We start from the raw sequence: 24709 nt of genomic DNA on the forward strand, positions 1-24709 counted from the left end.
AATGACGTGCCAATCGCAATCGCACGTTCCCGTCCCGTTCTGCATCGACGCGCGCGAAGCTGCATGATCGGTTTTGCAAGACTCTTTGGCTATTGCGTTTTTTTGGGGGTTCTCGTAGAGGCGTCCGTGGGACACCCCTCCCCAACGAGGGGCTTTTAGCTGGAAGGCTGAGTCACATGACAGACCTGACGACTCCGGCCGCGCGGCCGGCGAATCCGCGCTTCTCCTCTGGCCCTTGCGCCAAGATCCCCCACTACAATCTGGACATGCTGTCGGACGCGCCGCTGGGGCGGTCGCATCGCGCGGCAATCGGCAAGGCCAGGCTGGCCGAGGCGATCGACCTGACCCGCACGATTCTGGGCGTGCCCGAAGATTACCGCATCGGCATCGTTCCGGCCTCTGATACCGGCGCGGTCGAGATGGCCATGTGGACCATGCTGGGCCAGCGCCCGGTCGAGATGCTGGCCTGGGAAAGCTTCGGCGAGGGCTGGGTGACGGATGCGGTCAAACAGCTGAAACTGGACGCGACCGTTCGCAAGGCCGATTACGGCCAGATCGTCGATTTCGGACAGGTCGATTTCGACAGGGATGTCGTCTTCACCTGGAACGGCACGACCAGCGGCGTGCGCGTGCCGAATGGCGATGCGATCCCCGCAGATCGCGAAGGGCTGACCATTTGCGACGCGACCTCGGCAGCCTTTGCCATGGACCTGCCCTGGGACAAGCTGGATGTGGTCACCTTCAGCTGGCAGAAGGTTCTGGGCGGTGAAGCCGCGCATGGGATGCTGATCCTGTCGCCACGCGCGGTCGCGCGGCTGGAAAGCTTTACCCCCGACAGGCCCTTGCCCAAAATCTTCCGGCTGACCAAGGGCGGCAAGCTGAACGAGGGCATCTTCAAGGGCGAGACGATCAACACGCCCTCGATGCTGGCGGTCGAGGATTATCTCGTGTCTCTGAAATGGGCCGGGTCCATCGGCGGGCTGAAGGGGTTGATCGCGCGGGCCGAGGCGAATGCCGCGGCGGTGCGCGATTTCATCGCCGGCAAGGACTGGATCGCCGATCTGGCCGAGGATCCGGCGACGGCCTCGACCACCAGCGTCTGCCTGAAATTCACCGATCCGGCGATCAGGGACGGCGCCGCCTTCGCCAAGGCCGTCGCCAGGCGGTTGGAGAAAGAGGGCGTGGCGTTGGATGCGGGGTCGTATCGCGACGCGCCGCCGGGGCTGCGAATATGGTGCGGCTCGACCGTCGAGGCATCCGATGTGGCCGCGCTGATGCCCTGGATCGAACACGCCTATCGAGCCGAACTGGCCGCACAGTGACATGCGTCCCGCGACGGCTGGGGGACTTTGCGTCCCCCAGACCCCCTGCAGGATATTTCCACAACGAAGATGATCGCACCTGCGGGGCGCGGCCCCGGTGCGACACATGAGGATGAATGACATGCCGAAGGTTCTTGTGTCCGACAAGCTGTCGGAAACCGCCGTCCAGATTTTCCGCGACCGCGGCGTCGCGGTGGATTACCTGCCCGATCTGGGCAAGGACAAGGAAAAGCTGGCCGAGGTGATTGGCGATTATGACGGGCTGGCGATCCGGTCCGCGACCAAGGTGACCGGCAAGCTGCTGGAGAAAGCGACCAGACTGAAGGTCGTCGGGCGCGCCGGAATCGGGGTCGACAATGTCGATATTCCTGCGGCCAGCAAGAAGGGCGTGATCGTGATGAACACGCCGTTCGGGAACTCGATCACCACGGCCGAACATGCGATCGCGATGATGTTCGCCGTCGCAAGGCAATTGCCCGAAGCCAGCGTCAGCACCCATGCCGGCAAATGGGAAAAGAGCCGCTTCATGGGGGTGGAGCTGTTCAACAAGACCCTGGGCGTGATCGGCGCGGGCAATATCGGGTCCATCGTCATCGATCGCGCGCTTGGGCTGCACATGAAGGTGCTGGCCTATGACCCCTTTCTGTCCGAGGAACGCGCGACCGAGATCGGCGTGACCAAGGTCGATCTGGACGATCTTCTGGGCAGGTCGGATTTCATCACCTTTCACGTGCCACTGACCGACAAGACCAGGAACATCCTGTCGCGAGACGCCATCGGCAAGCTGAAGAAGGGCGTCCGGATCATCAATTGCGCGCGCGGCGGGCTGGTCGATGAAGAGGCGCTGGCCGAAGCGTTGAAGGACGGCCGCGTGGCCGGTGCGGCCTTCGACGTCTTCGCGGTCGAGCCCGCCACCGAAAGCCCGCTGTTCAACCTGCCCAATGTCGTCGTGACCCCGCATCTGGGTGCATCGACCACCGAGGCGCAGGAAAACGTGGCGCTGCAGGTGGCCGAACAGATGTCGGACTACCTGTTGACCGGGGCGGTGCAGAACGCGCTGAACATGCCTTCGGTCACCGCCGAGGAGGCCACCGTGATGGGCCCGTGGATCAGGCTGGCCGCCCATCTGGGCGCCTTCGTGGGCCAGATGACGGATGAGCCGATCAAGGCGATCAACGTGCTTTATGACGGGGCGGTGGCCTCGATGAACCTGAACGCGCTGAACGCCTCGGCTATCGCCGGGGTGATGAAGGCCACCAATCCGGACGTGAATCCGGTCTCGGCCCCGGTGATCGCGAAGGAGCGCGGCATCCGGGTCTCGACCACGCGGCAGGACAAGGGCGGCATTTTCGAGGGCTATGTCAAGCTGACCGTCGTCACCGAGCAGCGCGAGCGATCGATCGCAGGCACCGTCTTCAGCGACGGAAAGCCGCGCTTCATCCAGATCCGCGGCATCAACATCGATGCCGAGATCGGCGAACACATGCTATATACCCGCAACAAGGACGTGCCGGGCGTCATCGGCGCGCTTGGCATGACGCTGGGCGATCTGGGGGTCAACATCGCCAATTTCACGCTGGGACGTTCGATCGGGGGCGAGGATGCGATCGCGATCCTGTATCTGGACGAACCGATCAGCGACCAGGCCCTGGCGGCCCTGCATAAGACCGGCAAGTTCCTGCAGGCCCGCCGTTTGCATTTCGAGGTCTGAACCTTGCGCCGCGCGCCCTTGACGGGCGCGCGGCGATCTGACCGGATGCAGGAACAAGGAACGCCCGCCGCCATGACCCTTTACGTCGTCGGAGACATTCACGGCCACCCGGAGCTGCTGCGCGCCGCGCATGAACGGATTTTCAGCGATGGCGGCAAGCACGCGCTGATCGCCCATGTCGGCGACCTGGTCGATCGGGGCCCGGATTCGCGCGGCGCGGTGGAATATCTGATGCGGGGGCGCGACGCGGGACGCAACTGGGTGGTCACGCGCGGCAATCACGACCGCTTCCTGCCGATCTTCCTGTCCGATCCCGCCTGGGTCGATCCGGGGCTGGCCTCGGGCCGGACCTGGATCGCGCATAGCGGGCTGGGCGCGGCCGCGACGCTGGCATCCTATGGCGTCGATCCGACGCTTTCCGGCGACCGGTTGCTGACCGAGGCACGCCGCGCGGTGCCCGATGCGCACGCCCGATTCCTGTCCTCGCTGCCCTTGTGGTTCCTGCATCCCGAGGCACTGGTCGTCCATGCCGGCATCCGACCGGGCATCGATCTTCAGGATCAGGCCGAACAGGATCTGGTCTGGATCCGCAAGGATTTTTTGGACAGCGACGCTGATCACGGGCCGTTGATCGTGCATGGCCATACCGCCATCGACACGGCAACCCATTACGGAAATCGCCTGAATATCGACGGCGGCGCGGCCTATGGTCGGCCGCTTTGCGCGGTCGCGATCGAGGCCGGGCAGGTGCATCTTCTGACCGACGACGGCCGGGTGCCGCTGCTGCCGCAGGCCGCGTCATGATCGCGCGCCTGCTTGCCCTGTCACTGCTGATCCCCGCGGCCACGGCCGCGGAGGAGATCGGCAAGATCGGCGTGGACTGGATCGGCAACGATATCGTGATCGAGGCGATCCGCGATCCCGAGGTTGGCGGCGTCACCTGCCATCTGGCCTATTTCGACCGTTCGATGCTGGACCGGCTGAGCCAGGGCAACTGGTTCGAGGATCCCTCGAACAGCGCCATCGAATGCGCGCGGACAGGACCCATCGACCTGAGCGGGATCCGGCGCGGAAAGGGCGGCGAGGATGTGTTCCGCGAGGGCCGCTCGCTGGTTTTCAAGTCCTTGCGCGTCAAGCGGATCTATGACGAGGAGAACCGCGTGCTGATCTACCTGGCCCACGCCAATGAACTGACCGATGGTTCGGCAAAAATGGCGATCTCGACCGTGCCGCTGCTGGACGAGGATCGGGATCCGTTGCCGCCGGAATAGGCAGGGCGCCGGCGTTTATGCCCGGTCTTGCCTTCGGATCATGCAAATGCTGCCGATCCGGTGGACAGAATCGCCCGACGGGATTAGAAGGCGCGACATCCGCTCTCTGCCGGCAGGAACATGGAAGGCGACAGCCATGCAGTCATATCACCGCGTCGCGAAATTCGGTTTGGGCCAGGTTGTCCGCCATCGTCATCGTCCGTTTCGCGGCGTCATCTTCGACGTCGATCCCGAATTCGCCAATACGCAGGAATGGTATGATTCCATTCCCGAAGATGCGCGGCCGGCCAAGAACCAGCCCTTCTATCACCTTTATGCCGAAACCGAGGCAACCTATTACGTTGCCTATGTGTCCGAGCAGAACCTAGAGGCCGATGCCTCTGGCGAGCCGCTGGACCATCCCGATGTGATGGAGATGTTCAGCGATTTCGCTGATGGCAGCTATCGCCTTGCCGCGCAACTGAACTGAGGCCGCAGGGCGCCTTCTGCAGCGCTGGCGATCACGATCGCGCATTCCGCGGCCGGTCCGGCAATGGCTCAAACCTCGGCAAAGGGCACGCTGAAGGCCAGGAAATTTCGCTGCTGTTCGCGGTAATAGCAAAGAGCCTGTGTCAGATCCTGGATCAGATACCAGCCGAAGCCGCCCTCGGGCAGATCGGCGACATCGTTTCGCGGCAGGTCGCGCGGCAGCAGGCAATCGGCGGGAACGGAGATGCCGTTATCGGTGATCGCGCAGGCCAGCCCGGATTCGTGCCGGACGATGCAGAGATGGATCTGCGGCAAGGTTCTGCGAACCGTTCCCCCGGCGTCTGTCGCAGCATGTTCGGCGACATTGTTCATCACCTCGGCCAGAACCAGTTCCAGCCGGCCCAGCGTATCATCGCTGACCTCGCCGGCGAAGCGGCGGCGCACATCCATCAACGCGCCGCGCACGCTGTCGGGGCGGGCGGACAGCACCTGATGAAACATCGGTTGTGTCCGCACCCGGCCCCCTCCTTTCACTTCGGCGTTCTGCCGCTGGGTCGGGGTCATGTGGTCTCCGGTCCCTCCGTGGCGGCCGGCCGGATCTCGAAAACCGAATCCATCCGTGTCAGACGGAACACCCGTTCGACATTGGGCGTCAGCCCCTGGAGGATCAGCGGCAGGTTTTCGGGCATCGCCTTGCGCACCGCGATTACGGCACCAAGGCCCGAACTGTCCATGAAATCAACGGCACTCATATCCATTACAACCGGCTTGCGGTTGCGCAGCGCGATCTCGCGCAGCTTGTCCTTGAACCTGGTGGCGATCGCGGCGTCGATGCGACTGCCGGTGACCCTGACCCTCATTTCCCCACCATGGTCGACAGCGTCCAGCATGATCCCGATTCCCTCTTGTTTTCCCTCTCACGACTAGACGCAAATGGTTACGATCCGGTAAGCGGGAACAGGTCGAGCCGGGAGAGATCGTGACAATGCGAGACATTTTCGTTCTGGGATGCGCGCGCACGCCCATGGGAGGTCTGCAAGGCGCGCTGGCCGAGTCCAGCGCCCCCGAACTGGGCGGCGTCGCCATTCGCGCGGCGCTGAACCGGGCGGACCGCGCGGCCGGCGATCCCGATGCGCTGTTCATGGGCTGCGTGCTGCCCGCCGGTCAGGGACAGGCGCCGGCGCGTCAGGCCGGCTTCCTGGCGGGGCTGCCCGAATCGCTGCCTGCGACGACGCTGAACAAGATGTGTGGATCGGGAATGCAGGCGGTGATGATGGCGATGGACGCGATTCGCGCCGGCAGCGCCGATCTGGTCGTCGCGGGCGGCATGGAAAGCATGTCCAACGCCCCCTATCTGCTGCCGCGGATGCGCAGCGGCGCGCGGCTGGGCCATGCGCAGGCGCTGGATCACATGTTTCTGGACGGGCTGGAGGACGCCTATGACAAGGGCCGTCTGATGGGCACTTTTGCCGAGGATTGCGCCGCCGAATTCGGCTTTGGCCGCGAGGCGCAGGACCGCTACGCGCTGGCCAGCCTGTCGCGCGCGGCGGACGCGATCGCCTCGGGCGCCTTCGCGGCCGAGATCGCGCCGGTCACGTTGACCGGCCGCCGGGGCGAGATTGTCGTCGATACCGACGAACAGCCCGGTAACGCCCGGCCCGAAAAAATCCCGCATCTGAAGCCGGCCTTCCGCAAGGACGGCACCGTGACGGCGGCCAATTCAAGCTCGATTTCGGACGGGGCGGCGGCGCTGGCGATCGGCGCGGACGGGGATGGCGCATTGGCCCGGATCCTGGGTCATGCCAGCCACGCGCAACAGCCGGGACAATTTCCGACCGCGCCCGTTCCCGCCGCCCAGAAGCTGTTGGAGCGGATCGGCTGGTCCGCCGCCGATGTCGATCTGTGGGAGGTGAACGAGGCTTTCGCGGTCGTGCCGATGGCGTTCATGGCGCGGATGGGACTGGATCATGGCATCGTCAACGTCAATGGCGGGGCCTGCGCGCTTGGCCACCCAATCGGTGCCTCGGGCGCGCGGATCATCGTCACCCTGATCCATGCACTCAGGTCTCGCGGCGGTCGGCGCGGTGTGGCGGCCATCTGCATCGGCGGCGGAGAAGGCACGGCAATCGCCGTTGAACTGGTTTAGCCCTGCCCAAAACTTTGGCAGCCTGCCGCGCCGGGGGCATCCCGGACCGCGGAGGAGGCCGGCATTCGCGGAACTTTCGTGCATTTCCCGGCTTTCCCCTGTGGACTCCACAGGACCGGTCTCTGATCATCGGCAGCCTGAAAGGCCTGTGAAGGGCTGATGGTCCAACCCGGGGGGGATGATGACATACTACAATGAAATGTATGAAGGAAAACGAGTCCGAGACCCCTATGCGCGCCTCAGCGACTGGGTGGACACGATGCCGGACGATTTCCGCCAGATGAAACAGGCAGAGGCCGAGGCGCTGTTCCGTCGCATCGGCATCACCTTCGCGGTCTATGGCGAGGGCGGCGATCCCGACCGGCTGATCCCCTTCGACATGATGCCGCGCGTCTTCGAACAGAACGAATGGCGCAAGCTGGAACGCGGCATCAAGCAGCGCGCCCGGGCCCTGAACGCCTTTCTGCGCGATGTCTATGGCCGGGGCGAGATCATTCGCGCCGGCCGCATCCCTGCCAAACTGGTCTATCAGAACGACGCCTATGAAAAGGCCGTGGTCGGCGTCATCCCTCCGCGCGGCGTCTATTCCCACATCATCGGCATTGACCTTGTCCGCACCGCCAAGGACGAATTCTTCGTGCTGGAAGACAATTGCCGCACGCCGTCAGGCGTCAGCTACATGCTGGAAAACCGCGAGATCATGATGCGGATGTTTCCGCAATTGTTTCGGGGTAACCGGATCGAGCCGGTGGACCAATATCCCGACCTGCTGCGTCGCACCCTGGAATCGGTGGCGCCCCAGAAATGCGAGGGGCGGCCGACCTGCGTGATCCTGACGCCGGGACATTTCAACAGCGCCTATTACGAACACAGCTTTCTGGCCAACCTGATGGGCGTCGAACTGGTCGAGGGTGCGGATCTCTTCGTCGATGGGGAATTCGTCTATGCCCGCACGACACAGGGGCCGAAGCGTATCGATGTCATCTATCGCCGGATCGACGATCCGTTTCTCGATCCGCTGTGTTTCCGGCCCGATTCCCTGCTGGGCGTTCCGGGGTTGATGGATGTCTATCGCTCGGGCGGGGTCTCGATCTGCTCGGCCCCTGGCGCGGGGGTTGCCGATGACAAGGCGATCTATACCTTCGTGCCCGAGATGGTCCGCTTCTACCTGGGCGAGGAGCCGATCCTGAACAACGTCCAGACCTGGACCCTGTGGAAGGATGACGACTACCGCTATGTGATGGAGAACCTGCCGGATCTGGTCGTGAAGGAGGTCCACGGATCGGGCGGATACGGAATGCTGGTGGGTCCGAAATCCACCAGCGACGAAATCGAGGCGTTCCGCGCCAAGATCGCCGCCGATCCGTCGAACTACATCGCCCAGCCAACGCTGTCATTGTCCACCTGCCCCACCTTCGTCGAGGAAGGCATCGCGCCGCGCCATGTCGATCTGCGGCCCTATTGCCTGTGCGGCGACCGGATCGAACTGGTGCCGGGCGGGCTGACCCGCGTGGCCTTGCGCGAAGGCAGCCTTGTGGTGAACTCATCGCAGGGCGGCGGCGTCAAGGACACCTGGGTCCTGTCGGAATAACAGAGGGGAACGACCATGCTGTGCCGCACCGCCTCGAACCTGTTCTGGATGGGCCGCCATCTGGAACGCGCGGAAACCGCCGCCCGCCTGCTGGATGTGGGCCAGCGGATCACCCTGCTGCCCAATACCGAGGCGGGCTACCAGAACGAATGGAACTCGCTTCTGCAGGCTTCGGGCACCTCGGCCCTGTTCGCCGACAAATACGGCGAGATCACGCAGGAAAAGATCGAGGAATTCATCTTCTTCGACCGCGACAACCCGTCTTCGGTCGTGTCCTGCATCGAAAAGGCCCGCGAAGCCGGACGCATCGTGCGCACCGCGCTGACCAGCCAGGTCTGGGACGCGCTGAACGTCAGCTATCAGGAATTGCGCAAGATCGAGAAGACGCCGCGATCCCGCATCGACACGGCGAACCTGACGGATTTCACCACCGGCCATACCTCGACCGTGCGCGGCGCGATCAATGCGACCCAGCTTCGCAACGATGGCTGGCATTTCATGAATCTGGGCTATGGCCTGGAACGCGCGGATGCGACGGCGCGGCTGCTGGATGTGAAATATTTCGTCCTTCTTCCCCGGATCGAATTCGTGGGCTCCGGCCTTGACACCTATCAGTGGCAGGTGATCCTGAGGGCGCTGTCGGCGCATCGGGCCTATCATTGGGCCTATGGCGGCGACATCACCGCCGGTCGCGTCGCCGATTTCCTGATCCTGAACGGGGAAAGCCCGCGATCGCTGATCACCTCGCTTTACGAAGGCGTCTGGCACCTGGAGGGACTGGCCAAACGCTATGGCGACAAGGCACCGACCACCGCGCGCGACAAGTCGCGTGAAGTGCTGGAAGCGTTGCAGGCGCGCGATATCGACGCGATCTTCGATGAGGGGCTGCACGAATTCCTGTCATGGTTCATCGCCGAGATCGGAGTCATCTCGATGCGTGTGCACGAAGATTACCTGCTGGGAGGCTCGTAGGCGGATGAAACTCGGAATCCTGCATGAAACCGTCTATCGCTATGACCACCCGATCCGCAACTTCGTCCAGAGCCTGCGACTGACTCCCTCGGTCTTCGAGGGGCAGAAGGCCCATGACTGGCGCATCGAGGTAAGCGGCGGCGTCAAGGGGCCCAGCTTTCGCGACGGTGCCGGAGACTGGATCGAGGGCTGGGCCGTGCGCGGCCCCGCGCAGGAGGTGATCGTGAAGATCGCGGGCCGGGTCGAGACCCGCGATACCGCCGGCGTGTTGCGCGGCCATCGCGAGATGATCCACCCGATGGCCTATCTGCGCGACACCGGAACGACACGGGCCGATGACGGCCTGCGGCAACTGGCCGACAGCGTGACCGAGGCCGCGGACAACCTGGATCTGGCGCACAGATTGTCGGCGGCGGTCGGCGAGGCCATCGCCTATCGTCCCGGCGTGACCCGGACCCAGACAACGGCCGCCGAGGCGCTGAAGCTGGGGCAGGGCGTCTGCCAGGACCATACCCATGCCCTGATCGCGCTGGCGCGGATCCGCGGGTTGCCGGGGCGATATGTCTCGGGCTACCTGCACGTGACCGAGGACGGCCAATCCCAGGAAGCGGCCCATGCCTGGGCCGAAATCCATGTCGAGCGTTTGGGATGGGTCGGCTTCGATGCGGCCAATGCCTGCTGCCCGGACGAACGCTATGTCCGGCTGGCCTCGGGCCTTGACGCGGCCGATGCGGCGCCGATCCGGGGCATCGCCATCGGCCGGGGAGTCGAAAAGCTGGACGTCGCGGTCCGCGTCGAGGACATCGAGACACTGCAAGGCCAGAGCCAGAGCCAGACGCAAAGCTGAAACACGCCTTGGCACTTCGGAAAACCGCAACGTCATGGCGCCTCGCGACGAAGGGGCCTCGCCGGCCCCCTCCTGGCCTGCGGCCAATTCACCCCCGCAGGTAATTGCAAAGAGCGCGAGAAGCCTGCGTCCACCCCTCGCGCTCTTTAAAAATACCTCGGGGGGAGTCGCGTCAGCGACCGGGGGGCCGCGCCCCCCGCCGCCGGATCGGACACCTGACCCTACAGCGTGATGCGATAGCGCGCGAAGCCGTTCTCGCCATCGCCCACCGCTTCTATGGCAACGCCTTTGATCTCGTCGAGGTAGCGCGCGGCTTCGGGGCCGGTATCGAACAGCACCGTCGCGCCCTCCAGCGGGGCGAAAGACCAGTTGCCGTCGGCCTCGGGGTCGATGGTGCCCTGCTCGACGATGTAGCGCACGATGATGTCGCGGTTCGTGTCCGGGCCCTCGAATACGATGGTCGAGCCGTCATTGCCGGGAAAATTTCCGCCGCCGCCGGCACGGTAATTGTTCGTGGCGACGATGAATTCGGCCTGCGGGTCGATCGGCTGCCCCGCGAAGGCCAGATCGACTATGCGCGCCGCGCCCTCGTCGGCGATCTTTCCGTCACTGTCATATTTCGAGGGCTGCGACAGGTCGATGCGATAGGTCACGCCGTCGATCACGTCGAAATTGTAGCTGGGAAACTCGGGGTTCAGCAACATCTGGTCAGGCTGGCCGGGCCTGATCCGGTTGAACATGCCCGCGCTGCGTTCCAGCCAATCCCTGACCTGGGCGCCGGTCACCTGCACCGCCCGGATCGTGTTTGGATAGAGATAGAGATCGGCGACATTCCTGATCGCGATATCGCCGCTGGGCACGTCGGTGTAGTAATCCGGGCCGCCACGGCCGCCGGCCTTGAAGGGTGCGGCGGCGGACAGGATCGGCAGACCCTCATATTCGGTTCCCGCCATCATCTGCCGGATATACCATTCTTGCGCATTCGCGACGATCTGGACCGAGGGATCGTCCGCCACCAGCGCGAAATAGCTGTAAAGCGGGGCCGAGGTCTTGCCCACCGCACGGCGGACGTAGTCCAGCGTTGCCTGATGTTCGGCCGCGACGCTGTCCTCGATCGCCGCCACGCTTTCGACCAGCGCCACGACTTTGCGATCCGTGTCGCGTTGATAGATGGGCCGCGCCTCGACACTGTGTTCGATCACCGCCCAGCCGTCGCCCTGCCGTTCCAGCAGCAGATCGACCAGACCCATATGCGACCCCCAGAACCCCGCCATCACCCCGGGTTTGCCGGCGATGGTGCCGGCGGCGATGTCCACGCCTTCGGTGTCTTCGAAATCGGGGCCGGGAAAGACCAGGTGCTGATGGCCGGTCAGGATCACGTCGATGCCCTCGACGCCGGCCAGCGGAATGGCGGCGTTTTCCATCCCCGGCTCGTGCGTGGCCGCGCCGATGCCGGAATGGCACAGCGCGACGACCAGATCGACACCCTCGCCGCGCATCTTCGGCACCCAGGCCCGCGCTGCCTCGACGATGTCGCGGGCGGTCACCCTGCCCTCCAGATGCTTGCGATCCCATTGCATGATCTGGGGCGGGACGAAGCCGATGATGCCCAGCCGGATCGGATGCGGCTGCCCGGCGCCATCCGTCAGTTCGCGGTCCAGAACCACATAGGGCGGGACCAGGGTGTCATCGGCGGCGGGATCCTCGTCCGCCCGGGTCGCGACATTGGCGCAGACGACGGGAAAGCCCGCCCCTGCCAGCGCGTTCTTCAGGAAATCGAGCCCGTAATTGAATTCGTGGTTGCCCAGCGTTCCCGCCTCGACGCCGACTTCGTTCATGGCGGTGATGATGGGATGCATCTCGTCGGGCTTCATCCCGCGTTCATAGGCGACATAATCGCCCATCGGGTTGCCTTGCAGGATATCGCCGTTGTCCAGCAGCACCGAATTGCCCGCCTCGTCCCGCACTGCCCGGATCAACGCCGCCGTTCGCGCCGCGCCGACGGTATCGACCGGCTTGTCGGCATAGTAGTCATAGGGCCAGACATGGACATGCAGATCGGTGGTCTCCATGATCTGCAGATGGGCCTGCCCGGCCGAAGCGCGGGCCGCGAAAGGATGCAGCATCGCCGCGCCGATCCCGGCGGTCGAGGCTTGCAGGAAGTGACGGCGGGTCAGGGCGAACAGGGACATGACGGGCTCCGATCGGGTTGCACCAGGCGATCATGCGCGTTTTTGGCGCTGGATGCGAGCCATCGCCGCGACATGTCGTGCGGCTGTCATGCATCAGTGCCCGGACGCGGCGCGACGGGCGATTGCGGCCCCTGCCGGTCCCGCCTAGGATGCGGCCAGAAATTCCGGGGTAGCTGCTTCCCATGACCTATTGTGTCGGTCTCAAACTCAATGCCGGGCTGGTCCTGCTGTCGGACACGCGCACCAATGCCGGGCTGGACAACATCGCCTGCTATCGCAAGATGTTCTTCTTCGAGGAGCCGGGCGAGCGTGTCGTGGCGATCATGACCGCCGGATCGCTGTCGGTGACCCAGACGGCGTTGGCACGTCTGGACGAGGCGATCGAGGACGAGATGGCCGATGAGACGACCTCGATCCTGAAGGCGCCGACGATGTTGCAGGTCGCCACGATCATCGGCGACACGCTGGCGCGCACGCGGCGCGAGATCGCCGAACAATGCCGCGACCTGCGCCAGCAGGCCAGCGCCAGCATGATCGTCGCGGGCCAGCGCAAGGGCGGCGACATGCGGATGTTCCTGATCTATCCCGAGGGCAATTTCATCGAGGCGACCGAAGACACGCCCTTCCTGCAAATCGGCGAACACAAATACGGCAAGCCGATCCTGGACCGCGTGGTGACGCCGGCGACCAGCCTGGGCGATGCGCAAAAGGCGGTGCTGCTGTCGATGGATTCGACGCTGCGCTCGAACCTGTCGGTCGGGATGCCGCTGGATCTGGCGATCATCGAAAAGGATGCCTGCACGATCTCGGCCAGACGCCGGATCCTGGAGGGCGATCAGGACTTCATGGAAATGAGCGCCGCCTGGTCCGCCGCCCTGCGCGACAGTTTCGTGAAGGTCTCGCTGTAATTTTCGAGATTCGGAGACTTGGGACGCCCGATCCCGCCGTCACGACAGCACCGCCTGCCGCAGGCGGTGCAACGCATCGGGATCGAAACCGACCAGTTCCGATACGTCTTCGGCCTCGGCCACGTCGCGCATCATGCCCTCCGCGACGCCATGATCTTGATGCAAGTCGATGCCGTGTGCCTTCCGAAGCCACGCGAATGTCTGACAATCCCGGTCGAGATATTGCGCGAATTCCGGTCGGAGTTTCGGGCGCGTATAGATTCCGGGGTTCGCCGCCTCTTCCCGAGCGATCGCATTCAACAGCCGATTAGTGTCATCGGTCGGCATATCGCCCCTTTCGGAATGATTTCTACGCCGATATGTTTGCAGAAGGATCATCCCTTCGGCCGAAATCGTCGTGTTTGCCTCTTTTTTACGGTGGCGCAGATTGGCCGTTTTTATATTATATCTCAAGCAGAAGTCAGACAAAATATCGCCTTCATGCAGCGCATCGCGTGAAAACTTGCCAAGTTTCAGCGGAGCAATATCCGAAACCTCCTTGAGCCGTTTCAGGCGGCTATATCTGAAGATCGGCAATCGGTGATCCATCTTCAGCTTCTGTTGCGCCGCCGAGATATAATGTTGGGACGGGGTGCGAAGATAGGCCACCAGTTCGATCGCTGCTTCGCTTCCAAAGGCCGTTTGCAAATTTTCATAGAATTTTGGCAGATGTCTCAACCCCCAAATGAATTCGCTGGAAATTATGACGGTGCCAACGTCGTGCATGGCGGCCTCTTCGACGACACTCCTCCAGTAGATGCGACCTCTTCTTCTCGCCTCCCGGATATCTGTTCCAACAAATCTCATCATGGAACGCTGAACCTCCTGCCTGAAAGGCAGAACCAGAGCGCCGTGGTTGATGGAAAAAAGTGGCGTCGGATACAGAATCCCCTGATCGAGGAGATGCTTTTATCCTTTGAGAAGAGCAGCCTGCAAACTGGTCGTGCCGGTTTTCGGCTGCCCAATATGAACGATGATTTTCCTAGCCAAGACTTGTCCCCGTCAGATACACCGCCCGACAATGGCGGGTCTTGACAGCGTGTCAACACGATGGCGGGCCGTCCGAACAGATTGAGACGAGAGCCCGGCCGCTGTAATCAGGTTCGACGCCGCGACGGAAGGGGAACACCATGAGCGACAAGACACGCCGCAGCCGGATCACGCCGGAAGAGGCGCTGGCCTATCACATGGAGCCTTATCCGGGCAAATACGACATCGTCGCCTCGACCCCGATGACGACGCAACGCGATCTGTCGCTGGCCTATTCGCCCGGCGTCGCCGTGCCGGTGCAGGCCATCGCCGACCACCCCGAGACGGCCTATGACTACACCACCAAGGGCAACATGGTCGCCGTCATCTCGAACGGGACGGCGATTTTGGGGATGGGAAACCTGGGTGCGCTGGCCAGCAAGCCGGTGATGGAGGGCAAGGCGGTGCTGTTCAAGCGCTTTGCCGACGTGAATGCCATCGACATCGAACTGGATACCGAGGATCCGGACGAATTCATCAATGCCGTGCGGCTGATGGGACCGACCTTCGGCGGCATCAACCTGGAAGACATCAAGGCCCCGGAATGTTTCATCATCGAAAGCCGGCTGAAAGAGATCATGGACATCCCGGTCTTCCATGACGACCAGCACGGAACGGCGGTGATCTGCGCGGCGGGCCTGATCAACGCACTGGAATTGTCGGGCAAGCGGATCGAGGATGTGCGGATCGTGCTGAACGGCGCTGGCGCCGCCGGGATCGCCTGCCTGGAATTGCTGAAATCCATGGGCGCGCGGCACGAGAACTGCCTGATGTGCGACACCAAGGGGGTAATCTGGCAGGGCCGGACCGAGGGCATGAACCAGTGGAAATCGGCCCATGCGGTCCAGACCGAGGCGCGGAGCCTGGAGGATGCGATGAAGGGCGCGGACGTGTTTCTGGGCGTCAGCGCCAGGGGCGCGGTGACGCAGGACATGGTCGCCGGCATGGCCGACAATCCGGTCATCTTCGCGATGGCCAATCCCGACCCCGAAATCACCCCCGAGGATGCCCGCGCCGTTCGCCCCGACGCCATCATCGCCACCGGTCGCAGCGATTATCCCAACCAGGTCAACAACGTGCTGGGTTTCCCCTATCTGTTCCGCGGCGCGCTGGACATTCACGCCCGCGCGATCAACGACGAGATGAAGATCGCCTGCGCCGAGGCGCTGGCGCGGCTGGCGCGCGAGGACGTGCCCGACGAGGTGGCCGTGGCCTATGGCCTCAAGCTGCAATTCGGCCGCGACTACATCATCCCGACGCCCTTCGATCCGCGCCTGATCCATGTGGTGCCGCCTGCCGTCGCCAAGGCCGGCATGGATACCGGCGTCGCGCGGCGCCCGATCATCGACATGGAGGGCTATATCCAGGCGCTGCAGGCCCGGATGGACCCGACTGCGGCGATCCTGCAGGGCATTCATGCCCGTGCCAGAAGGAAACAGGCGCGGATGATCTTTGCCGAGGGCGATGATCCCCGCGTGCTGCGCGCCGCCGTGGCCTGGCAGCGTGGCGGGATGGGTCAGGCGCTGGTCGTGGGCCGCGAGGCCGACGTGCGCGAAAAGCTGGAAGCCGCCGGCCTCGTCGATGCGGTGCGCGAGATCGCGGTCGTCAATGCCGGCAACACGCGCCACCTGGATGCCTATCACGACTTCCTCTATGCGCGCCTGCAACGCAAGGGCGTGGACCGCGAGGACGTGCTGAAACTGGCCAATCGCGACCGCCACGTCTTTGCCGCGCTGATGCTGGCGCATGGCCACGGCGACGGGCTGGTGACCGGCGCCACGCGCAAGAACGCGCATGTCCTGGCCCAGATCGGGCAGGTCTTCGACCTGCGTCCGCAGGATGGCGCGGTGGGCATTACCGGCGTTCTGCACAAGGGTCGGGTGGTGCTGATCGGCGACACGCTGGTCCATGAATGGCCCGAGGCCGAGGACCTGGCCGATATCGCCACCCGCGGCGCGCATGTCGCGCGGGGGCTGGGCCTCGATCCGCGCGTGGCCTTCCTGTCCTTCTCGAATTTCGGCTATCCGATCAGCGAACGCGCGATCAAGATGGCCGAGGCGCCCGAGGTGCTGGACGCACGCGGCGTCGATTTCGAATACGAGGGCGAGATGACCGTGGACGTGGCGCTGAACATGGATGCCGCCGCGCGCTATCCGTTCAGCCGCCTGACCGGACCCGCGAATGTGCTGGTCGTGCCGGCGCGGCATTCGGCCTCGATCAGCGTCAAGCTGATGCAGGAAATGGCGGGCGCGACGGTGATCGGGCCGATCCTGACAGGCGTGCCGAAGCCGATCCAGATCTGTTCCACCAACTCGACCGTGAACGACATCCTGAACATGGCTGCCATCGCCGCCGGCGGGCTGGGCCAGACGCGCTGAGCCGCGCTATCGCCAGATCACGAAGCGGCGTGGACCGTTGGCCGCCAGGATCAGCAGCCCGCCCGCGATGGACCAGTTCTTGACCACGATCGTCACCTGCCAGGGATCGGCCCGCAACTGCCAGTGGAACCAGCTTGTCGCGATGCAATAGGCGGCAAGCAGCAGCGCCCACCAGGTCACCTTCGGCCCCAGCAACAGACCAAGGGCCGCGGCCAGATTCATCGCCGCCAGCGGCCAGACCAGAACGCCCGGCAATCCCGCGAGATCCAGCAATTGCTGGACGGCCGCCGGATCGGTCAGTTTCTGGATCGCCCCGCCCGCGAAAAGGACCGCGATCAGCAACCGGCCCAGAAGATCCAGAAGATCACCGATCGCGCGTTCCGACATCTCAGCGCCCTGCCCGCAGCGGGTCCGGGTCAACGATCCGGTCGTCCGCAATTCCCGGTATGCCAATGGCTGCCAGCGATTGCCGGAAAAGGGAACAGCGGCTCATCCCGCGTTCCTGTGGCGTGCCAGATCGAATTGCCGCTGGCGTTCGCGGAATCGCGCGCGGTCGGCGTCGTCATATTCATCCGCGCAGCGATGGCACGAGACGCCTTCCTCGTAGTCCGGCCTTGCGCGGTCGCCGGGCGCCAGCGGGCGGCGGCAGGCGTGGCACAATCCGTATTGCCCCTGCTTCAGGCCGTGGCCCAGGCTGACGCGCCGGTCGAAGACGAAACATTCGCCGCGCCACAGGCTGTCAGGCTCAGGCACGTCTTCGAGATATTTCAGGATACCGCCCCTGAGGTGGAAGACATTCCCGACGCCCTGGGACAGCAGGTAATTCGTGGATTTCTCGCAGCGGATGCCGCCGGTGCAGAACATCGCGATCCGCTTGCCTTCGAAACGATGCGCATTGGCCTGCCACCACGCCGGAAAGTCGCGGAAAGAACGTGTTTGAGGATCCACGGCGCCCTCGAAGGTGCCGATGGCCGTCTCGTAATCGTTGCGGGTATCGATCACGACGACGTCGGATGCGGCGATCAGCGCGTTCCAGTCGCATGGCGCGACATAGCGCCCGACCGCCGAACCCGGATCCACCTCGGGCTGACCCATGGTCACGATCTCGCGCTTCAGGCGCACCTTCATGCGGCCAAAGGGCATGGCCCTGGCCCGGCTTTCCTTCCAGTCCAGCCCGGCGCAGCCCGGCAAGGCGCGGATATGGGTCTGCACCGTGTCGATGCCCTCGCGTTCGCCGGCGAGGGTGCCGTTGATCCCCTCGGGCGCCAGAAGCAGGGTGCCGCGAATACCCTGCGCCTCGCACAGGGCCAGCAACGGCGCACGCAACGCGGCTGGATCCGCGAGCCGGGTGAATTGATAGAGGGCGGCGACAATCGGCATGGGCGCGGCATAAGCTAGGCGGAGCGGTCATGGCAAGCCATTGACGCAGGCGCCGCCGCTTTCTACCCATGGACGAACCGCAAAGGAGGCCGCCGATGCCGAAGGCCCTGATCGTCATCGATCTGCAAAACGACTTCTGCCCGGGCGGCGCGCTGGCGGTCGCCGGCGGCGATGAACTTGCCCGGACGATCAACGCGATGATGGATGATTTCGACGCGGTGGTGCTGACCCAGGACTGGCATCCGGCCGGACATGCCAGCTTTGCCGACAACCATCCGGGGGCCGACCCTTTCAGTCTGGTCCAGATGCCCTATGGGCCGCAGGTCCTTTGGCCCAGGCACTGCGTCATCGGCGGCACCGGGGCGGATTTCGTGCCCGGCCTCGACGTGTCGCGGGCGGACATGATCATCCGCAAGGGGTTTCGCGCCAGCATCGACAGCTATTCGGCGTTTTTCGAGAACGACCACAAGACCCCGACCGGGCTGGCCGGCTATCTGCGCGAACGCGGCCTGACGGAACTGACCTTCGTGGGCCTTGCCCATGATTTCTGCGTCGCCTGGAGCGCCATCGACGCCGCGAAGCTGGGCTTTGCCGCCCGCGTGATCGAATCCGCAACCCGCGCCATCGACCTGGACGGCAGCAAGGGCGCGGCCCAACAGGCCATGCGCGCGGCCGGCGTGACCCTGACCTGACCCCTCATCCTCCTGCCACCGCCGGCCCCAGGATGGGTTCAGACCGGCACGGGCCGGGGCGATGCCGTCTTTCCCGTTTCCCGGCCTTGCGGCGGCCGCGTCTTTCGGGGCACGAATGACATGCTACAGGGGGACTTGTCATGGTCGATATCGCCTCGCGCGTCTATAACCACAAATGGAAGATCGACCCGATTGTCCGGTCGCTGATCGACACCGATTTCTACAAGCTGCTGATGTGCCAGTCGATCTTTCGCAATCGGCCCGATACCAGCGTCACCTTCAGCCTGATCAACCGCACGAAGACCGTCCGCCTGGCCGAACTGATCGACGAGGGCGAATTGCGCGAGCAGCTGGACCATGTGCGCAGCCTCAGCCTGTCGCGCGGCGAAAGCACGTGGCTGCGTGGCAACACCTTCTACGGCAAGCGACAGATGTTTCGCCCCGATTTCATGGAATTCCTCGAAGGGCTGCGCCTGCCGCCCTACCAGCTTGAAAAGCGCAAGGGCCAGTACGAGCTGACCTTTGAAGGCACCTGGCCGCAGGTCATGCTGTGGGAAATCCCCGCCCTTGCCATCCTGATGGAACTTCGCTCGCGCGCCGTGCTGAAGGACATGGGGCGGTTCGAATTGCAGGTTCTCTATGCCCGCGCCATGACCCGGCTGTGGGAAAAGGTCCAGACCCTGCGCCAGTTGACCGATCTGCGCATCGCCGATTTCGGCACGCGGCGCAGGCACAGCTTCCTGTGGCAGGACTGGTGCGTGCAGGCGATGATCGAGGGCCTGGGCGAACGGTTCACCGGCACCTCGAACTGTCTCATCGCCATGCGGCGCGACATCGAGGCAATCGGCACCAATGCGCACGAATTGCCGATGATCTATGCCGCGCTGGCCGACAGCGACGCCGAGTTGCGGCAGGCCCCCTACGAGGTGCTGGCCGACTGGCATGAGGAACACGAGGGCAATCTGCGCATCATCCTGCCCGACACCTATGGCACCGAGGGTTTTCTGAAACACGCGCCCGACTGGCTGGCGGGCTGGACCGGGATCCGCATCGACAGCGGCGCACCGGCCGAGGGCGCCGAGGCCGCGATCCGCTGGTGGCGGGACCGGGGCGAGGATCCTCGGCAGAAGCTGATCATCTTCTCGGATGGGCTGGATGTGGACAGGATCGTGGCGCTGCATCGACAATTTCACGGCCGGGTCAAGGTCAGCTTTGGCTGGGGCACGTTGCTGACCAACGATTTTCGCGGCTTCGTGCCGGGCGACGGGCTGGCACCGTTCAGCCTGGTCTGCAAGGCGGTCGCTGCGGATGGACGGCCCACGGTCAAGCTGTCGGACAACCCTGCCAAGGCGATGGGCCCGGCGGCCGAGATCGAACGCTACAAGCGCGTCTTCGACGTCGGACATCAGGCGCTGCTGGACGTGGTCGTCTAGCGGCCCTTTCAGCCCGGCGTCGCGGCAAGGATCAGCACGCAGGCCAGCCAGCCCATCAGCGCGGTCAGCGGCACCGTCACCAGCCAGGCGGTCGTGATCGTCGCGACGTGGCTGCGCCGGATCAGCCGGCGCCGCCGCGCCTCTTCCGCCGGCATGACCTCGCGCTGGCGCCTTTGCCGGCGGTCCAGCCATTCACGCGCGAAACCGACGCCGAAAATGCCGCCGACGGCGATATGGGTGGTCGAGACCGGCAGCCCTGCCCAGGATGCCGCCAGAACCGTCGCCGCCGTGGACAGCGAGACGCAGAAGGCACGGCCCGCGTTCAGCCGCGTGATGCCGCTGCCGACCATCCGCACCAGCCTGCGCCCGAAAAACAGCGTGCCCACCGCAATGGCAAAAGCGGCCAGAAGGATGGCGACCAGCGATACCTGGCCCCCGGCCTCACCGCCGCGCGCGGTCACGATCACGGTCAGCGGCCCGGCGACATTGCCGACATCATTCGCACCATGCGCGAAGGCCAGCGGCACCACCGCAGCCAGCAGCGGCGGCCGGAACAGCCTTTTGCTGCTGGGCTTCTCGCCGCGCAGCACGAAGGCCGACCGCAGATGCCGCCGCATCAGGCGATCGGCCAGCAATCCGGCGATCAGCCCGGCCAGCAACATCCCGGTGGTCGCGATCGAGGCCAGCAGGCCAAGATACGTGACGAACAATCCGCTCATCACGCCGACCAGCGGCGGCAGCCAGATTTGCGCCGCCGCGACCCGATCCGCGGCCACCATCACCTTGATCCGCAGCAAGATCAATACCGCCGCCGCCAGCGCCCCCGAGACCACCGGCGCGATGATCCAGACCAGCGCGATCATCGCCAGGGACGGCCAATCCAGCGACGACGCGCCAAGCGCGGCGATTCCTGCCCCGGCAAGGCCGCCAACGATGGAATGCGAGGTGCTGACCGGCAGGCCGATGCCGGTCGCCAGCGTGATCCAGCAGGCCGCCCCGATCAGCGCCGCCAGCATCGCCATCTGCGCCCTCAGCCCGCTTTCCAGCATCCCCGGATCAAAGATGCCGCTGGCCAGCCTGTCGGTGACGGCACCGCCCGCCAGCGACGCCCCCGCGATCTGGGCCAGCGCAACGAGGACCAGGCCGGGCAGCAGGCCGATGGCACCGGCGCCGACGGCTGGACCCAGCGAATTCGCCACATCGTTCGAGCCGATGGCCAGCCCCAGCCAGCCCGCCACGACCAGTCCCGCGCCGAAGCCGACCGCCCCCGCATCGCGCCCGGTCAGCCCGATCGCCAGGATCAGCAGCGCAACCAGCGCCAACACCGCCAGCCCCAGTCGCCAGACGGGCCGAAAGGCGTAGAGCTGCGCCGTCTCGACATGGGTGATCCGGCCCAGATCCTTGTCCAATGTGTGAAAGGGGCGGCCGGGTCCGCTCATTTCGGCGTTCTCCACATGACACCGGCCACCGGATCAGCGGCTCCCGCGCGGGCGCAAGACGGTATCCGTCTTCACATCGGCGCCCGCACCAAGACCCCGCAGAATCGCAGCGAGGCCCGGTTCGGCGACCAGTTGCGCGGCGCGCCCGGGCGCGAACCATTCCCGATGCCGCTGGCCGGATTCGGGATAGACATCACTCAGCCGATCGACATGCAGCGGAAAGACATGGACCTCGACCGGCACGGCAAAGCCGCTGTCCTGCACCTTGTCATAGATGTAGCGCCCCAGTTCGCGATGGCCTGTCCGTCCCTCGGCGCCCGCTTCCTCCCAGGCTTCGCGACCGGCCGCGCCGGCCAGCGAATGCCCCGGCATGGGCCAGCCTTTGGGAATGATCCAGCGCCCGGTGCCGCGGCTGGTGATCATCAGCACCTTGCCGTCCCGCGGTCGAAGACACAGGGCGCCGACCTGCAAGGCGGGCGGGCGCTTGCCGACCAGCATCCGCAACGATTTCCCCAGCAGCGTCACTCGTCCGTCTCCACCTTTCCCCGCATCGCCTTCACCTGCCCGCGACTGGCCTTGGCCTTCAGCCGCCTCCGCTGGCTGCCCAATGTCGGCCGGGTGGCGATGCGTCGCTTGGGCGCGACGCTGGCGCGCCGGATCAGATCCGCCATCCGGTCACGCGCGATCTCGCGGTTGCGCGCCTGCGAGCGGGTTTCCTGCACCAGGATCACCACTGCCCCGTCCTGCGTCCAGCGTCGTCCGGCAAGCCGTTGCAGCCGCCGCTTGACCGGATCGGCGAGGTTGGGAGATCGCTCCGCCTCGAACCGCAACTCGACCGCTGTCTCGACCTTGTTCACATTCTGCCCGCCCGGTCCCTGCGACCGGGTGAAGTTTTCCGAAAGCTCCCATTCCTCGATAGTTATCTTGTCTGTGATATAAAGCATGACCACAAGATATGGCTTGTGATGCCGCCATTTAAAGCAGTTTTCATTAACGCCTGGTAAATTCGCGCCCAGATGACGCGAAAAGGTCTCAGACGAGGCGCGATTTTTCCGATTCCGGCCAGTGGGCGAAAGGCAGGACCGCCCCGTCGGCGCGGCTTCTGGCGACGCGAGACAGATCGATCCGGGCCATTACCCAGCCGGGCTCATCCATCGCGCCTTCGGCGATGATGCCGGTTTCGGGCCAGAACCCATCCGGAGGGCCATAGATCGCGGCGCGCCCGTGATTGACGTCTATCGCCGGGTTCCAGTCCACGTCGCCCACGGTCGGGGCGTGAACCACGACGCACTGGCATTCCAGGGCTCGTGCCATCGCGCCGATGCGGACGCGGTGAAAACCCGCCACCGTGTCGGTACACGACGGCACCAGAAGCAATTCCATCCCCGCCTCGGCCAGCGGGCGGGCCAGCAGGGGAAATTCGCTGTCATAGCAGATCAGCACCCCGATCCGGCCAAGCGCTGTATCGAAAACCCGCAGGCCCGGAGCCCCGGCGACATCCCAGTCGTCGCGCTCGAACCGGGTCATGATCTGCTTGTCCTGATGTCCGATCCGTCCGCCCGGTCCATACAGCACTGCGCGATTCGTCGGCCGCCCACCCTCGAAAGCGGGGCCGGACGCCGCCAGGATATGGCAATCATACTCCGCCGTCAGGCGTTCATGCAGGGCCGCGACCGCATCGCCGTGCCGCGCCACCTCGTGCAGCGATGCCTCCAGATCGCCCGCCACGCTGCGCCCGCCGAGAGAGGCCAGTTCCATCGCCCCGTATTCTGGAAAGACCAGCAGATCCGCGCCCTCGGCATCGGCGACCCAGCGGGTCAACTTGGTCTCGTAGGCGTCGAAATCGTCAAGCCAGTCGATCGGATAGGCGGCGGCGGCAATCTTCACAATGGCCTCATCCAGAATTGCAGTTTCTTTTCGGTTTCGCGCGGCTGGCCCAGATCCTTCCAGGAAAACCGCGCGAACACGCCCTCGAGCGGAGCATAGCCGCGTTTGCGCCAGAAATCATCCAGCGGGCGATAGTCTGCGGGGCGGGCCGGATGATCGGCCGGCCGGATCACGCTGCAGAAGGCGGAAAAGTCGTGGCCCAGATCGCGGGCATGGGCCTCGCGCGCGTCGAAAAAGGCGTGTCCGATCCCGCGCCCGCGATAGGCGGGCAGCAGCACCGATTCGGCGCAATAGAAGATGCGCGACAGCTTTTCCGGGCGGTCCGCAAAGGCTGTCGCAAAATCCTCGGCATGGTCGGTCATCGGCGCGCCCGTCGCGGCACCGACGATGCGCGCACCGTCCATCGCCGCGACGACAACGGCGCCCGGCGACCGATAGGCACGCAGGTAATCGCGTTCGTAATCGGCATTCCCGTCATAGAGATAGGGCCAGTCGCGGAATACGGCGATGCGCAGGCGGGCCACATCATCCAGCGCGGCGGCCAGCGATTCTCCGGTCAGGACGCGGGTGGTAACGCTCATCGGCTGACCTGCTGCACCCAATCGGCGAGGTTGTAGTAGGTGGTCACCCGCGCGATCCTGCCATCGCGAATGGAAAAGAACGACCCTGCCGGCAGGCGATAGGTCTGACCTTTCGCCTCTGGCAGGCCCTCATCAGTCTTCAGATAGGTGCCATTGACCATGAATTCGGCAGCGGCACGGTCGCCCGTCTCATTGGCGAAGATCACCATGTCGGTCAGGGTCTCGCGGTAGGAACGGCTCATGTGGCGGCCGAATTCCGCAAACAGCGCCTTGCCCTTGCGGATTCGGCCCTCATTGACGTGATGTTCGATGTCCTCATGCAGCAAATCCAGCATCCGGTCGGTCTGGCCGTCATTGAAGGCCTGAAAATAGGCGGAGATCAGAGATTTTGCATCCATTTGAGCCTCATATGCGTTTCGCCCT

At 64.6% G+C, this 24709-nt stretch carries 25 protein-coding genes; 13 read left to right on the forward strand and 12 right to left on the reverse strand.

What is annotated here, in order from left to right; translation table 11 throughout:
• Positions 1 to 176: 176 nt before the first annotated feature.
• The 5 genes from AC13CR_RS06685 (at position 177) to hspQ (ending at position 4773) form a co-directional block, all read left to right on the forward strand.
• A complete protein-coding gene (locus tag AC13CR_RS06685) occupies positions 177 to 1322 on the forward strand; it encodes a phosphoserine transaminase (protein WP_292959122.1) in 1146 nt (381 codons plus the stop codon).
• Positions 1323 to 1443: 121 nt separating this feature from the next.
• The gene (gene serA / locus AC13CR_RS06690; RefSeq protein ID WP_446233462.1) at positions 1444 to 3033 is read left to right on the forward strand and encodes a phosphoglycerate dehydrogenase; all 1590 of its coding nucleotides are present in this window, start codon (positions 1444 to 1446) and stop codon (positions 3031 to 3033) included.
• A 72-nt stretch (positions 3034 to 3105) separates the two neighbouring features.
• Positions 3106 to 3837, forward strand: a complete 732-nt coding sequence (locus AC13CR_RS06695; RefSeq protein WP_292959124.1) for a metallophosphoesterase — start codon at positions 3106 to 3108, stop codon at positions 3835 to 3837.
• Positions 3834 to 4304 (forward strand): CreA family protein, encoded by a 471-nt coding sequence (locus AC13CR_RS06700; RefSeq protein ID WP_292959125.1) that lies wholly within the window; start codon positions 3834 to 3836, stop codon positions 4302 to 4304. Before AC13CR_RS06695 ends, AC13CR_RS06700 begins: the two co-directional genes overlap by 4 nt.
• A 136-nt stretch (positions 4305 to 4440) precedes the next feature.
• A complete protein-coding gene (hspQ, locus tag AC13CR_RS06705; RefSeq protein WP_292959126.1) occupies positions 4441 to 4773 on the forward strand; it encodes a heat shock protein HspQ in 333 nt (110 codons plus the stop codon).
• A 68-nt stretch (positions 4774 to 4841) separates the two neighbouring features.
• Here hspQ and AC13CR_RS06710 read toward each other — a convergent pair whose 3' ends face one another.
• Both AC13CR_RS06710 and AC13CR_RS06715 read right to left on the reverse strand, forming a co-directional pair.
• Positions 4842 to 5336, reverse strand: a complete 495-nt coding sequence (locus AC13CR_RS06710) for an ATP-binding protein (RefSeq protein WP_293014422.1) — start codon at positions 5334 to 5336, stop codon at positions 4842 to 4844.
• The gene (locus AC13CR_RS06715) at positions 5333 to 5662 is read right to left on the reverse strand and encodes an STAS domain-containing protein (RefSeq protein WP_292959128.1); all 330 of its coding nucleotides are present in this window, start codon (positions 5660 to 5662) and stop codon (positions 5333 to 5335) included. The genes AC13CR_RS06710 and AC13CR_RS06715 overlap by 4 nt, the downstream gene beginning before the upstream one ends.
• A gap of 95 nt (positions 5663 to 5757) precedes the next feature.
• Here AC13CR_RS06715 and AC13CR_RS06720 point away from each other — a divergent pair, with 95 nt between their 5' ends.
• From AC13CR_RS06720 to AC13CR_RS06735, 4 genes are all read left to right on the forward strand, one after another.
• Positions 5758 to 6918 carry a thiolase family protein gene (locus AC13CR_RS06720; RefSeq protein WP_292959129.1) on the forward strand — a complete coding sequence of 387 codons (1161 nt, stop codon included), beginning with the start codon at positions 5758 to 5760 and terminating at the stop codon, positions 6916 to 6918.
• A gap of 178 nt (positions 6919 to 7096) precedes the next feature.
• Complete coding sequence (locus AC13CR_RS06725) at positions 7097 to 8509, forward strand: circularly permuted type 2 ATP-grasp protein (protein ID WP_292959130.1); 1413 nt, start codon at positions 7097 to 7099, stop codon at positions 8507 to 8509.
• 15 nt (positions 8510 to 8524) lie between these two features.
• Complete coding sequence (locus tag AC13CR_RS06730) at positions 8525 to 9481, forward strand: alpha-E domain-containing protein (protein WP_292959131.1); 957 nt, start codon at positions 8525 to 8527, stop codon at positions 9479 to 9481.
• A 4-nt stretch (positions 9482 to 9485) separates the two neighbouring features.
• Positions 9486 to 10328 carry a transglutaminase family protein gene (locus AC13CR_RS06735; RefSeq protein ID WP_292978415.1) on the forward strand — a complete coding sequence of 281 codons (843 nt, stop codon included), beginning with the start codon at positions 9486 to 9488 and terminating at the stop codon, positions 10326 to 10328.
• A 221-nt stretch (positions 10329 to 10549) separates the two neighbouring features.
• Here AC13CR_RS06735 and AC13CR_RS06740 read toward each other — a convergent pair whose 3' ends face one another.
• Positions 10550 to 12520: a bifunctional 2',3'-cyclic-nucleotide 2'-phosphodiesterase/3'-nucleotidase gene (locus AC13CR_RS06740; protein WP_482900591.1), complete on the reverse strand. Its 1971-nt coding sequence runs from the start codon at positions 12518 to 12520 to the stop codon at positions 10550 to 10552.
• 182 nt (positions 12521 to 12702) lie between these two features.
• Between AC13CR_RS06740 and AC13CR_RS06745 the strand changes: the two genes are divergently transcribed.
• A complete protein-coding gene (locus tag AC13CR_RS06745; protein ID WP_292959134.1) occupies positions 12703 to 13428 on the forward strand; it encodes a proteasome-type protease in 726 nt (241 codons plus the stop codon).
• Between the two features lie 39 nt (positions 13429 to 13467).
• On the opposite strand, the gene AC13CR_RS06750 is transcribed toward AC13CR_RS06745, so the two are convergent.
• A complete protein-coding gene (locus AC13CR_RS06750; RefSeq protein WP_446232602.1) occupies positions 13468 to 14277 on the reverse strand; it encodes a hypothetical protein in 810 nt (269 codons plus the stop codon).
• Between the two features lie 320 nt (positions 14278 to 14597).
• Between AC13CR_RS06750 and AC13CR_RS06755 the strand changes: the two genes are divergently transcribed.
• Positions 14598 to 16874 (forward strand): NADP-dependent malic enzyme, encoded by a 2277-nt coding sequence (locus AC13CR_RS06755; protein ID WP_292959136.1) that lies wholly within the window; start codon positions 14598 to 14600, stop codon positions 16872 to 16874.
• A gap of 6 nt (positions 16875 to 16880) precedes the next feature.
• Here the strand turns inward: AC13CR_RS06755 and AC13CR_RS06760 are convergent, their stop codons facing one another.
• A complete protein-coding gene (locus tag AC13CR_RS06760; protein WP_292959137.1) occupies positions 16881 to 17261 on the reverse strand; it encodes a DoxX family membrane protein in 381 nt (126 codons plus the stop codon).
• 102 nt (positions 17262 to 17363) lie between these two features.
• Entirely contained in the window at positions 17364 to 18254 is an 891-nt protein-coding gene (trhO, locus tag AC13CR_RS06765) for an oxygen-dependent tRNA uridine(34) hydroxylase TrhO (RefSeq protein WP_446232604.1), read from the reverse strand.
• 95 nt (positions 18255 to 18349) lie between these two features.
• Here trhO and pncA point away from each other — a divergent pair, with 95 nt between their 5' ends.
• Both pncA and pncB read left to right on the forward strand, forming a co-directional pair.
• Positions 18350 to 18946, forward strand: a complete 597-nt coding sequence (gene pncA, locus AC13CR_RS06770) for a bifunctional nicotinamidase/pyrazinamidase (RefSeq protein ID WP_292959139.1) — start codon at positions 18350 to 18352, stop codon at positions 18944 to 18946.
• A 140-nt stretch (positions 18947 to 19086) separates the two neighbouring features.
• Positions 19087 to 20379: a nicotinate phosphoribosyltransferase gene (pncB, locus tag AC13CR_RS06775; RefSeq protein ID WP_292959140.1), complete on the forward strand. Its 1293-nt coding sequence runs from the start codon at positions 19087 to 19089 to the stop codon at positions 20377 to 20379.
• Between the two features lie 8 nt (positions 20380 to 20387).
• On the opposite strand, the gene AC13CR_RS06780 is transcribed toward pncB, so the two are convergent.
• From AC13CR_RS06780 to AC13CR_RS06805, 6 genes are all read right to left on the reverse strand, one after another.
• A complete protein-coding gene (locus tag AC13CR_RS06780; protein WP_292959141.1) occupies positions 20388 to 21818 on the reverse strand; it encodes an inorganic phosphate transporter in 1431 nt (476 codons plus the stop codon).
• Positions 21819 to 21851: 33 nt separating this feature from the next.
• Positions 21852 to 22343 carry an NUDIX hydrolase gene (locus AC13CR_RS06785; protein ID WP_335661974.1) on the reverse strand — a complete coding sequence of 164 codons (492 nt, stop codon included), beginning with the start codon at positions 22341 to 22343 and terminating at the stop codon, positions 21852 to 21854.
• Positions 22340 to 22762 (reverse strand): alternative ribosome rescue aminoacyl-tRNA hydrolase ArfB, encoded by a 423-nt coding sequence (arfB, locus tag AC13CR_RS06790; protein WP_292959142.1) that lies wholly within the window; start codon positions 22760 to 22762, stop codon positions 22340 to 22342. Before arfB ends, AC13CR_RS06785 begins: the two co-directional genes overlap by 4 nt.
• Positions 22763 to 22850: 88 nt before the next feature.
• Positions 22851 to 23705, reverse strand: a complete 855-nt coding sequence (locus tag AC13CR_RS06795) for a carbon-nitrogen hydrolase family protein (RefSeq protein ID WP_292959143.1) — start codon at positions 23703 to 23705, stop codon at positions 22851 to 22853.
• A complete protein-coding gene (locus AC13CR_RS06800) occupies positions 23702 to 24286 on the reverse strand; it encodes a GNAT family N-acetyltransferase (protein ID WP_292959144.1) in 585 nt (194 codons plus the stop codon). Before AC13CR_RS06800 ends, AC13CR_RS06795 begins: the two co-directional genes overlap by 4 nt.
• Entirely contained in the window at positions 24283 to 24684 is a 402-nt protein-coding gene (locus AC13CR_RS06805) for a ketosteroid isomerase-related protein (protein ID WP_292959145.1), read from the reverse strand. The genes AC13CR_RS06800 and AC13CR_RS06805 overlap by 4 nt, the downstream gene beginning before the upstream one ends.
• Positions 24685 to 24709: the final 25 nt, after the last annotated feature.

Source organism: Paracoccus sp. L-17 (assembly GCF_056857655.1).